The 11,369-nt window shown below is 69.4% G+C and carries 8 protein-coding genes; 3 read left to right on the top strand and 5 right to left on the bottom strand.

From position 1 onward, the window contains the following. Positions 1-427: 427 nt before the first annotated feature. Positions 428-760, bottom strand: a complete 333-nt coding sequence (locus QMG73_RS23190) for a VOC family protein (protein WP_281898938.1) — start codon at positions 758-760, stop codon at positions 428-430. Continuing rightward, positions 757-1,374, bottom strand: a complete 618-nt coding sequence (locus QMG73_RS23185; RefSeq protein WP_281898936.1) for a CGNR zinc finger domain-containing protein — start codon at positions 1,372-1,374, stop codon at positions 757-759. Before QMG73_RS23185 ends, QMG73_RS23190 begins: the two co-directional genes overlap by 4 nt. A 102-nt stretch (positions 1,375-1,476) precedes the next feature. On the opposite strand from QMG73_RS23185, the gene QMG73_RS23180 reads away from it, so the two are divergent. Next, positions 1,477-2,748, top strand: coding sequence for an MFS transporter (locus QMG73_RS23180; RefSeq protein ID WP_281898934.1), 1,272 nt, complete (start codon positions 1,477-1,479; stop codon positions 2,746-2,748). Positions 2,749-2,969: 221 nt separating this feature from the next. After that, positions 2,970-3,122: a hypothetical protein gene (locus tag QMG73_RS23175; protein WP_281898932.1), complete on the top strand. Its 153-nt coding sequence runs from the start codon at positions 2,970-2,972 to the stop codon at positions 3,120-3,122. Positions 3,123-3,125: 3 nt separating this feature from the next. Here QMG73_RS23175 and QMG73_RS23170 read toward each other — a convergent pair whose 3' ends face one another. Then, positions 3,126-4,076, bottom strand: a complete 951-nt coding sequence (locus tag QMG73_RS23170; protein ID WP_281898931.1) for a GlxA family transcriptional regulator — start codon at positions 4,074-4,076, stop codon at positions 3,126-3,128. A 70-nt stretch (positions 4,077-4,146) separates the two neighbouring features. Between QMG73_RS23170 and QMG73_RS23165 the strand changes: the two genes are divergently transcribed. Beyond that, positions 4,147-4,986: an alpha/beta fold hydrolase gene (locus QMG73_RS23165; protein WP_281898930.1), complete on the top strand. Its 840-nt coding sequence runs from the start codon at positions 4,147-4,149 to the stop codon at positions 4,984-4,986. Here QMG73_RS23165 and QMG73_RS23160 read toward each other — a convergent pair. Both QMG73_RS23160 and QMG73_RS23155 read right to left on the bottom strand, forming a co-directional pair. Next, a complete protein-coding gene (locus QMG73_RS23160) occupies positions 4,976-5,308 on the bottom strand; it encodes a hypothetical protein (RefSeq protein WP_281898928.1) in 333 nt (110 codons plus the stop codon). The two genes, QMG73_RS23165 and QMG73_RS23160, sit on opposite strands and share 11 nt — an antisense overlap. A gap of 26 nt (positions 5,309-5,334) precedes the next feature. Further along, complete coding sequence (locus QMG73_RS23155) at positions 5,335-11,367, bottom strand: RHS repeat-associated core domain-containing protein (RefSeq protein ID WP_281898926.1); 6,033 nt, start codon at positions 11,365-11,367, stop codon at positions 5,335-5,337. Between the last annotated feature and the right edge of the window lie 2 nt (positions 11,368-11,369).

Genomic DNA, 11,369 nt, shown 5'->3' with positions numbered 1-11,369 from the left:
GGATGGAGCACTGGTAGGACTGCCCACCCGGTCGCCTCTGGCGTGGCGGTATGGCGGGCAGTGTCTGCCCCGCGTCTCGGTCCGCGTTTGCTCCCGCGTCTCGGAGAGGGGAAACCCGACGAACCAAGTACCGCCTCATCGTCCCGGCTACGGCATCGCCTGTGGTGATCCCGTCTGATGTTTGGCTGCTGAGACCGGCTGTCACGGATAGTCGGTATTGGACCAGCCCGTCGATGCCTATGGTCGCGCGGGCCCGTTGGCGGGCGGCGCGTCTGGGCTCAGGGCGGCGTGGATGAGCCCGGACTCATGCGCGTACACATGGCGCCGCTCGATGGAGTTTCTCCTCATCGTCCCCGAGTGATTCGGCGATGTGGTCGAGCAGCGCGGGCGGCTCCTGCGGTGGAGTTGGCTCGAACGGCGCGATCCGTCAGTGGAGTACGCAGAATCGGTTGCCTTCCGGGTCGGCCAGTACGGTCCAGCCCGGGAACTGGTTCACCTGCGTCGCTCCGGCGTTGAGCAGGCGGTCGATCTCCGCTTCGGGTCTGCCTTGGGCCTTGAGGTCGACGTGCCAGCGGCCCGTGGCGGGCTCGAGGTCCGCGACGTTCTCCAGGTACCAGATGGTGTTCGGCGCGGACGGGTCGGTCAGCGAGGCCGACCCGTCGGCGCCGACTTTCCGGTCCCATCCGAGCGCTTGGGCCCAGAAACTGGAAAGCAACTCGGCGTTGTGGCAGTGGATGGTCAGGTTGGCGATGGTGCTCATGGCTTCCGTTCTCCGGGACGGCGGGTACTGGGTGATGAGGTGTCGGCCGCGGCCGCAGTGCGGCGCCGGTAGTAGTCGCGTGCTCGGTTGCGGTCGCCGCACCCGGACGCCGAGCACCAGCGCCGGTTCTCGGCTCGGCTGGTGTCGAGGTAGATCCAGCCGCATTCCGCGTCCGCACACTGCCTGATCGCCGCGGACCTCTCGCTGGTCAGCAGTTCGACAGCCGACCGGGCCAGCCGGTCGGCCGGGGTGTTCGGGCCCAGTTCGACGTCCTGCCACGCCCAGCGCCGGTTGCCGCGCGTCAGCCGCGCACGGTGGAGCCCTGCCGTGAAGGCATGCGCCAGGGCGTCGGCCACGTCTTGCGACATGGCTGCCTCGTAGATCGCTTCCCGGAGTCCTCGTGCGTCGTCGACCGCGTCGGCAGCGACGCCACGGACATCCGACCGCAGCGTGGCGGTCTCGCGTGCGTCGAGGATGCCGGCACGTGAGGACCAGGTCACCAGGTCGTCGAACGTTGTTAGGGCATCGAAGTGGCGGCTCGGGGCCAGGCGCCAGTGCAGGGTGTTGACGAAGTCGAGCGCCGGATGCCCGCCGATGAAGCCGAACCTCTCCACAGCCACCACCCTCTCATGCGTTCGGACCATCTTGACCGTGAGAATCTAGCATGACACAGTCTCACGGTCTTCAGCGTATGAGCCCATGAGGATTGGAATGGGATGGTGGCAACTCTGCTTGGACGAGACGCGAACTTCCGCTGGTACTGGCTGAGCCGGACGGTGTCGCTGGGTGGCAGTCAGGTCACCGCGTTCGCGCTGCCGCTGGTCGCTGCGGTCAGTCTCGGCAGCGGCCCTGCAGGCGTCAGCGCAGTCGCGGCCGCGACGTTCCTGCCCAACCTGATCTTCCCGCTGTTGGCCGGTCACCTGCTCGAGCGGATTCGGAAACGGCCGGTGATGATCTGGTCGGACGTACTGCGGGCACTACTGCTGATGGTGGTACCAGTCGCGTGGTGGACCGGCACGCTTAGCCTGCCGCTGGTCATCGCCGTCACGTTCGCGTCCGGGACGATCACCGTCTTCTCCGACATCAGCGGCTTCGCCCTCATTCCGACGCTCGTGTCCGAAAAGGACCTGCAGGCAGCCAACCAGGCCGTGCAGGGTTCCGCCACGGTGTCACAGATAGCCGGCCCGGGGACGGCTGGCGTGCTCGTACAGACGTTGGGAGCACCAGCGGCGCTTCTCTGCGACGCTACCTGTTACCTGGCAAGCGCCTTCTGGCTCAACCGGACACGCGGCGGCGACGACCACGTCACTGCCCAGCGAGGGCGGGTGCGAGACGGAATCCTCCTACTGCTCCGCAACGTCCACCTCCGCGCACTCACCACGCACGCGGCCCTCTACAACGCCACCGCGCAGATTCTCACCATCAACCTGCTTATCTGGGCGATCCAGCAGCGCGACCTGTCCGCCGGCGCCTACGGCGTCGCTCTCAGCTGCGCCGGAGTCGGCGCCCTTGCCGGCACGCTGCTCGCGACAGGGGTCCTTCGGTGGCTCTCCTTCGGCGGCACCTTCGCCACCGCACTCTGCTTCTCCACCGGCGCCCCACTGGCCATCCCCCTGATCCCGGGATCCGGCCCGCCGTTCGCGATCGCGCTCGGCGCGATCCAACTCGTGTCCGGCCTCGGGCTGGGCTGCGCGAACGTCCTGTCCACGACCCTGCGACAGATCGTGGTACCCAAGGACCAGGTCGCCCGCACCAACGGCGGCTACCGGTTCCTGATGTTCGGCTCCATCCCCATCGGTAGCGCCGCAGGCGGCATCCTCGGCTCCACCTTCACCCCGCACCTGGGCGTCACGGTGGGCACAATCGGCCTCGCGATCTCCGCCCTGCCAATGCTCACACCACGAGTGCGCCGCCTGGCAAAGCCACAGGACGCGACAGACCCAACCGCCTCGAGTACGTCGAAAACCGCACACGACGCGTCTCGATGAACGCGATGACCCTGCGGGCAACGCTGACGTCCACAGTCGGCGGCGTTCACGAGACCCCGAAGATCGGAGTGCTGACGCCGTTGACGCAGGCGATCACCTCAGCGAACTTCACGTTCGCATGTTCCCAATACACGCGCCAGAGGTCGTGGGACTGTTGAGCACCCGCACTCGGTTCTTGGTTCCTCACGATTGCCCTCTGATACCCCGGGCAAGATGTCCGATTGTTCCCTTATGAGGCCGAGGGCAAGTCCGCCAAGAACCGCGTCCACCTCAACGTCCGCGCCGCGCCCGGCTTGCAGGGCGAGGAGCCCCCGATGGGTTTCGGCCACATCGTGATGACCGACCCCGAGGGCGACGAGTTCTGCCTCGACTGAAGATCAGGCTTCGCTGAAGGTCCGTCGATAACTGCCGGGCGTGGTGCCGAGATGCACCCGGAAACGGCGACGCAGGTTGACCGCCGAGGCGAGTCCGACCCTGGTGGCGATGGCCTCCACCGGAAGGTCGGTCTGTTCCAGCAGTATCCGTGCCGCGTTGAGGCGTTGGCCGAGCAGCCACTGTCCCGGGCTGGTGCCGAGCTGTTCGGTGAACCGCCTGGCGAGGGTGCGGCTGGACAGTCCGGCGCGTTCGGCGAGGTGGTCGATGGTCAGTCGGGTGTCGAGATGGGAGGTGGCCCACTCCAGCAGTGGCGCCAGCGACTCGTCCGCCCTGGCCGGTGCGGGGTGTGCGGCGTACTGGAGTTGGCTGCCCTCCCGGTGCGGTGGCAGGACCATGCGCCGGGCGACCTGAGCGGCGTACGCCGCGCCGTGGTCGGAACGCACCAGGTGTAGGCACAGATCGATGCCGGCGCCGGTCCCGGCGCTGGTCGCCACGTCGCCGTGGTCCACGAAGAGCACGTCCGGATCCACTCGCACCTCGGGGAAGGCGGCCGCGAACCGGGCGGCGCTGCGCCAGTGGGTGGTGGCACGGCGACCGTCGAGCAGTCCGGCCTGCGCGAGGACGTGCGCCCCCGTGCAGATGGCGACGATCCTGGCCCCGCGCCGGTGGGCGCTCCGCAGCGCCTCGGCGACGTTTGGCGGCACGGTTGCGTCGGGCGGCTGCCGGCCGGGGACGACCACGGTGTCCGCTTCCTGTAGGGCGGACAGCCCTGCCTCGACGAGGATCGCGTAGCCGGCGGTGGTCGGCAGGGGTCCGGGGCGCTCGGCGCAGATCCGGAAGCTGTAGCTGGGCGGCGCGCCCTCCGGAACGGTGCCGAAGACCTCGGAGGCACAGGCCAGCTCGAAGGGCGGCTGCGGCGCGCTGACCAGGGCCACCACCCGGTGAAGGGTCATGGCAGGAATGTACCCAAGGGTGTCTTTCCAGACTCTCGGCGGGAAGGCTGACCCCCGTCAGAGTGGACCCATGAGCGAGATCGTCGAAACGACAGTGCTGCGGACCGAGATCCAGGTCGACGGCGAGATGGCCAGCTACCTGACCGTGGAGCGGGACGGCCCGGCCGTGTTGCTGCTGCACGGGACGTACTGGAGCCGGGTCTGGCTGCCGGTGCTGGACCGCCTCGCCGCGGCGGGGCTGCGACCCATCGCGGTCGACCTGCCTGGACTCGGGCGCTCGGACGGCGAACTCACCCTCGAAACGGGCACGGTCCCCGCCCTCGCGGATTGGGTGGCGCGCTTCGCCGCGGCGCTGCGGCTCTCCGGGCCGATCGCCGTGGCGGGTCACGACATCGGCGGCGCCATCGCCCAGCACCTGCTCGTCCACGATCGGCTGGACGTGTCCCGGCTGGCATTGGTCAACTCGGTCACCTACGACTCCTGGCCGGTGGCCGGCGTGGCCCGGTTCCGGGACCCGCGGGTCGTCGCCGCCATCACCGCCGACGAGATTCTCGCCGCCCGCCGGCAAGCCGTGACAGCGGCCCTGGCCGGTGCCGCCACCGAGGAGCGGATCGCGGACTATCTGGATCCGTGGGCCGACGCCCGGGTACGCCGCTCCTGGATGGCCCTGGCCGGCGCGGCCGACAACCGGTACACCCGCGATGCCGTTCCCGCGCTGCGGCAGGACGCGACACCCAAGCTGCTGATCTGGGGCGAGGACGACGGCTTCCAGAAGGTGGAGTACGCCGAGCGGTTCGCCGCGGAGATGCCGCACACCACCCTCATACGCATCCCGAACGCCGGGCACATCCCCACCGAGAACGCGCCCGCCCAGGTCGCGCGCGCACTCGCCGACTTCTTCACGCCATAGCGGCTGAACGGTCGGTCCATTCGTCGGGCAGGTCCTCGGGCAGCAGGGTGGTCAGCTCCTCAGCGGTGTGCGTACCCGAGCGGGCCAGCCGGTTCGCGTGCTCGGCCACCATCGTCTCGAAGGTGCGGCGAGCCTCACGGCCGTTGCCGAAGCCTTCGCCGCGCGGCAGCTGCGCGTAGTAGGCCAGCAGGTCGCTGCGGGTCCGCTCGGCCTGCGCGTGTAGTCGCGCTGGCCCGTCAGCGACTCGAATTGGCCTTGAGCTACCGCGGCGTCCGCCGTGCGCGGTGCCCGTTGCTCCCGCGGCCTCACCCTCCGCGGCCACACAACCTCCCCGCGGACCGCCCCGCGTCAGGGGAAGTACTCGAACAGGGAGCGGGTGAACGAGACGTTGATCTCCCGTGGCCCGAACCAGCCTCCCTTGGGATTGGTGGAGACCTTGACCTCCCAGTCGTTGAAGTTGATCAGGCCGTTGTCCTTGACGCCCCAGCCGACCGAGTACCGGCCGACCGTGATCGACATGCTCTGCTTCTCGCGGTTGCCGGCCTTCGCCGAGTAGCCGAAGTTCGGAAACAGCGTGTCGATGCCGGGTGTCGACGACTTCAGCTGCCGGGCGATACCGAAGCGGAACTTGCCGTCCTGGATCTTGATCTTCGTGCAGTTGTGGCCCTGGCACAGCGACCACTCGGAGAAGAGGCGCTTCTTGAGGTGGTCGAGGATGCCGCCGCCGCTCGACTTGGCCGCGATGGGGCGGCTGCCGCACTTCGCCGAGCGTTGCGCGCCGTACTGGGCCACGCAGGCGTTCCACTTCTTCTGAGCCGCCTTCTTCGCGGCCTGCCTGGCCTTCTTGGCCGCCTCCTCGCGGGCCTTCTTCGCGGCGTACTCCCGGGCCAGCCGGCGCGCCTCGGCCGCGATCCGGTTGTCGTGCGCGCGCAGGTCGCCCGGGTACACCTTCTTGGCGGGCCGCTGCTTGTAGTAGTTGCAGCTGTCGCAGTAGTACGTCGTCCGCTTGCTGCTCTTCTTCTTCGCCTTCTTCTTTTTCGACTTGGAAGGCTTGTGGACGTAGTCGCCGCTGCAGCCGTCGCAGTAGTGACCGCCCGGCAGCACCGCCCACCGGCCATCGGGGTCGTGCAAGGTGACGGGGGTGTTGTTCGAGTACGCGTACGCGTTCATCTGCTGCGGGTCGTTGTGGTCGATCACCGGGTCGACCGACATGAACCGCCCGAGGTCCGGGTCGTACTCCCGGGCGCCGAGGTGGGTCAGGCCGGTCTCGTCGACGGTGCCGCCGATGTAGCCCTTCTCCGTCGGCCAGCTCGCCGGTGCCGCGCCGCGCTGCTCGCCGAACGGCAGGAACCGCCGCTGCGTCACCGCCAGGTCGTCCGCGTCGACGGAGAGCTGGGCCGTGCCCAGCCGGTCCTTGGCCTCGAACGACAGGCCGCCGCCCGTGGAGCGCACCGCCGTCACGCCGCCCAGCTGGTAGAACCGGGTCGCCTCGACCGCGTTGGTCGCCTTCGTCAGCTCCAGCTCGGTGCCCTCCGTGTAGAGGGTCACCTTGTCGGCGTCCTTGCGGAGCAGCCGGTTGCCCTCCGCGTCGTACAGGAACTCGGACGTCTTACCGTTCTCCGTCACCGTGGCCAGGTGCCCCTCGGCGTCCCATGTGAGGGCCTGCCCCGGCCGCGTGGTGGTGTTGCCGGCGGCGTCGTAGCCGTAGCTGGAGGTCTGACCGTTGGTGGTGACGCTCGTGAGCGCGTGCGGCCGGATCCCGCCGGCGGCCGGGTAGGTGTAGCCGCTGGTGGTGTTGGCTTTGTGGTCGGTCTCCGTCAGCCGGTTGCCGGTCTTGTCGTACGTCCACGCCTGCCAGTACGGCGCCGGTCCACCCAGGACAGACGCGCTCGGGCCGGTGGCGCACTGGTTCGTCGCCGTCCACGCGCTCGACAACCGCTTCAGGTAGTCGTACGTGAAGCACTGCACGTCAGACCCGTCGGCGATCTTCGTGACGTTGCCCGCCGCGTCGTAGCTGTAGTTCACGTCCGCCAGGCGGGTGGGCGAGACGTTCCGGTCGACGATGGTCCGGCTGAGCTTGCGCGTCGCGTCGTCGTACATGAGCGTCTGCACCATCTGCTTACCCGTGACCGCCTGCAGCGTGTACTGCGCCGGCTCACCGTACGGCGTGTACGTCGTGCCGGTGAGCAACGTGGACAGTCCTGTTTGGGCGGTGACGAGCCGGTCGTGGGCGTCGTAGCCGTACCGCAGCGTCTCCGCCGCCAGGCCGCCGGCCGCCGGGTAGCTGACGAGCAGCGGCTGGCCGGTGTCGGTGTACCCGTTGTTGACCCGGTAGCTGCCGGCGAGCGCGCCTTCCGCCGCCGGGATCGACACCGTCGAGCCCAGCGAGCGGTACATCGGGTCGTAGGCGTTGACCGCGGTGGTGTAGGCGCTGCCGTTCACGTACCGGGTGGACGAGGTGAGCTTGCCCTTCACGAGCGTGTCGTACGTCCACTCGGACAGCTTCGTCCCGGACGTCGAACCCTCGTGGATGGCCGTGCGCCGGCCCAGCGCGTCGTAGCTGAACGCGAGCGTCCTGGTGCGCGCGTCGGTCGCGGTGAGCACCTGGTCGGCGTTGTCGAACGTGTACGTCGTGACGCCCTTGTCCGGGTCCTCGTCCCTGGTCTTGCGGCCGCGCAGGTCGTAGCCGTACTTCCACACGTTGCCCGCCGCGTCCGTGACGCTCGCGATCTCACCGGCGCGGTTGTACGTGTACTTCGTCGCGTCGTACCCGCTGGCCGTGGTCGCCCCGGTGTGCTGCCACAGCTCGGTCGTCTTGCCGGCGGCGTCGCTGATCGTCGTGGTGACGGTGCCGCCGGCGGGCGGGATGACGGAGACCCGGTCGCCGCCGTACGTGGTCAGCGTCCGCCACTTCTCGGTGCCGTAGGAGCGGAAGATCTCGGTCGTCTCCCGCTCGTCGCCGTCGTAGACGTAGACGGTCTGCGCCGGCACCGTGTTGTCGGTGACCGTGGCGAGCGTGGTGCCCGCCGTCCCCTCGTTCCAGTACACATCGTTCGTCTTGGCCTTCAGGCCACGCGAGTCGTAGAAGGTGTCGGTGACGACCCGGCCGCCGTCGGGTGCCGGCTTCTGGGTCTGGCGCTGCCGCAGCCTGCCGTCGAAGAACTCGTACTCGGCGTCGTACCCGCCGTCGTCGCGCACCGCCTCGGTGGTGATGACGCTGGGCGCGCCGGTGCGCACGAGATACGTGTACTTCTCGTTCGGCGTCTGGCCGTCCGCTTTGGACCGGTCGGCGAGCCACACGGCGGTCACCTGGCCGAGCGGGTCGTAGGTGAGGTCGGTGCGCCGCCCGTTGGCGTCCACGATGGAGGTCTCCTCGCCCCACGCCGTCTCGTACGTGGTGGTGACCACGTGCCCGAGCGGGTTGGTGAGGGTGCTGCTGGTCGCCAGGCCGCCGGTCGGCGGCGTGAACCGGGTACTGGTCTTGCGGTCCAGCGCGTCGAAGCTGTCCAGCGTGCGGCCGTAGATGTCGTAGGTCGCCCGGGTCGACTGCACGTACACCGGCGTGGTGCCCGAGTACGAGGCCAGCTCCTGGGTCAGCGTCTCGTCACCCTTGGTCGGCGCGGCACCCGCGGTGGTCGAGCCGTCGTAGAACGTGCGCACGTCCGAGAGCACGTCGCCCGGGCGGGACGGTGTCGCCGCACAGGCCACCGAGACCCGCTCCTCCCGCGCCGGGAACGCGATCAGCCACCTCGTGGTGTCCCTTGTGGTGTATGTCGTGCGCACGCACTCGTCGTCGTCGCTCCTCGACGTGTCGCCCAGGTCGTTGGCCTGGATCGGCAGGCCGTACGAGTCGTACGAGGTCTGCTCCTCGGTGCGGCGCCAGCCACCCGCGGCGAGCGCGAGCCGGTTGCGCTTCTTCGACACGTCGCTCAGGTACGCCTTGGTGGAGCCGCGCGTCGCGGTGGCCGCCGAGATCCAGTAGTCGCGGATCTCCCCGTCGAGCACCGCGCCGCCCGGCCCGTTGTAGGTGATGAGCTCGCGGGGCTGTCCGGCGAGCGCTTCGTGGTCCGTGACCGCCACGCCTTCGGAGTCGGTCAGCGACGCGCTACGGGTACCACTGGATAGCTTGTCGCCGTCCATGCCCCGGTAGTACAGCGTCTCGGTCTGGGAACGCACGTCGCCCGGCGCGCCATGCGTCACCTTGACCCGCGCGAACCCGCGCCACTCGCTCCACGTCCGGTACTTGGCCGGCGTCAACTCGTTGTCGTCGTACCGCCACGCGCCACCGCCCACGTACTCGTAGTCGGTCTGCTCGATCCCTGCCACCCCGGACTGGTCGTCCTGCAACACCTGCACCGCGACGTACTTGTGGAACCAGTCGAGCTTCGGCGCGCTGGCGCCCTCCGGCGTCCAGTAATGGGGGAAGCACCGCTTGGTGTTCGAGTCCGGCGCCGGCACGCTCGCCCGCGCGCACTCCTTGCCCGAGTAGTTCACCCGCACGTGCCCGCCGAACTCGTCGTACACGTCGGTGAGGCGCCACCGGTACATCGGCGGGATGCCCTCCTCGGCGTCGACCCGGTTCTCCAGTTGCGTGCCCTCGAAGGTGACCGAGGGCACCGGCGCGGTGCCGCCCACCTTGCCGCTATGCGCGATCGACGACAGCCACAGCTGCTGCGAGGTGCCGTCGCCGGGCTCCCGGAACGCGTACCCGAGGGTGTAGGCGTCGACGTCCTTGTACGTGGTGCCGGAGACCAGGACCCGCGTCGTCACCGTCTTGAGCCGCTTGCGCGACCAGAACGTCGGCGCGAACAGGTCGGTACAGGTCGCGCCCTCGTTGCAGTTCTGGTCGTACGGCACGTCCGGCCAGTTCTTCGCGGTGTCCTTCGTGATGGTCGCCGTGCCGCAGGTCGCGCCCGCCGCGCACCGCTCCTCCACGCCGAAGACCACCTGCGCCGGCGCCGCCGCGCTGTAGACGGTGTCCGAACGCTGACCGTAGTCGATCCGGCTCAGGTAGCCGCCGCGCACGTACGCGGTGTCGTCGGTGGCGACGCGGTTGCGGCCGTAGTAGTTCCACTCCTTCGAGTACCAGTACGACATCGCGTTGCCGTTCGGGTCGACCACGTAGTCGAGGTTCCACCGCCAGGCCTGCGTGCAGTGCGAGGCGGCGAACGTCGTGGCGTGGCACGGCTCGCCGGAGTCGTTGCCGTAGACCGGCGCGGTCCACACCGACTGGGTCACCGCCGCGCCGTCGGTCCAGCCGGGCAGCCGGTGCATGCCGAAGAAGTACTGCGTGCCGTCCGTGGTGGTCAGCTTCCAGTACTCGCCGTCGTTGTCCCAGTTGGTGGCGCCGGTCAGCCGCTCCACCTTGGACCCGTCGTCGTTGCGCAGCTTCCAGGTGCCGCTGCTGGCGTCCTTGACCAGCTCGGCGGTCTTGTCACCCAGGTTGAGGAACGCGTTGTCGGTCTCCCAGCACAGGTCGTACGGCTTGGTCGTGGTCGTGACATCGTCCGAACAGGACTTGTAGCGCCGCTCGACGAAGCCCTCGGTCAGGTCCCAGCCCTCGCCCACCCAGGACGTCTGGTTGTTGGTGCTGGCGGTGCGGCCGTCGACCGCGCTGGAGTTGTACCGCAGGTCCAGGTCGGGCGCGGGGCCGCCGAACGCCGGTGGCGTGTCCATCTGGTACGACCAGGAGAAGTCGCCGGCCGCGCCGCCGACCTCCCACGACGACGAGCGCGACAGGGCGGTCGCCTTGTAGTCTCCCGCGCTGCCCGACGGGGCCGCCGCGGCGGCGAGCACGGTGGCGGCGCCGGCGGCCACGTTCGCGCTCAGGGTGCCCGAGCGGACCTCGTTGGTCGTCGGCAGCGGTGTGGCCGTGCGGCACTCGGCGCGGTCCGGAGTGGACAGCGCGCACGCCGGCAACGCCACCAGGCGCAGCCGCGACGCCCAGTCGCCGCCGTACGCGTGCCGGAACGACGAGTAGTCCACCTCGACGGACATCGGCGAGCGCGCGGCCCCGGCGTCCACAGTGAACAGCAGGCCGGAGACGCCGGCCTTCTCGGCGGCCAGCCGGTCGTGCACGCGCACCTTCGCCGTGCCGGCGCTAGCCGCGGCGAGCGAGACCGGCAGCTTCCCGGCCCTGGTACGGGAACGGCTCAGGGACACCGACGCGTCGCCGGGCGCCGGCCAGGCCACCGTCGCCGGCTTCGCTGCTGCCGCCGGCTTGGCACGCTGGCCGCGCGGCACGAAGTCCTTGACCGGCACCGACTTCTCGTTCTGGATGGCGGGCGCCCGCCATGGTGCGGGCTTCGCGGCAACGGGAGTGGCGATCAGGAGACTGGCCGCCATCACCGCCGCGGTCACCGATGCGATCCACTTTTTCATGA

It is taken from the genome of Phytohabitans aurantiacus (genome assembly GCF_027923225.1).
GTDB classification, from domain to species: Bacteria; Actinomycetota; Actinomycetes; order Mycobacteriales; family Micromonosporaceae; genus Phytohabitans; species Phytohabitans aurantiacus.
The sequence above is the reverse complement of the archived record's forward strand: the minus strand, read 5'-3'. Positions and strand labels throughout refer to the sequence as shown.

What these genes read in the sequence shown, in the direction of transcription:
- QMG73_RS23190 (WP_281898938.1), bottom strand. Translation starts at nt 760, where the DNA reads ATGAGCACCATCGCCAACCTGACCATCCACTGCCACAACGCCGAGTTG.
- QMG73_RS23155 (WP_281898926.1), bottom strand. Translation starts at nt 11,367, where the DNA reads ATGAAAAAGTGGATCGCATCGGTGACCGCGGCGGTGATGGCGGCCAGT.
- QMG73_RS23165 (WP_281898930.1), top strand. Translation starts at nt 4,147, where the DNA reads ATGAGCGAGATCGTCGAAACGACAGTGCTGCGGACCGAGATCCAGGTC.
- QMG73_RS23170 (WP_281898931.1), bottom strand. Translation starts at nt 4,076, where the DNA reads ATGACCCTTCACCGGGTGGTGGCCCTGGTCAGCGCGCCGCAGCCGCCC.
- QMG73_RS23180 (WP_281898934.1), top strand. Translation starts at nt 1,477, where the DNA reads ATGGTGGCAACTCTGCTTGGACGAGACGCGAACTTCCGCTGGTACTGG.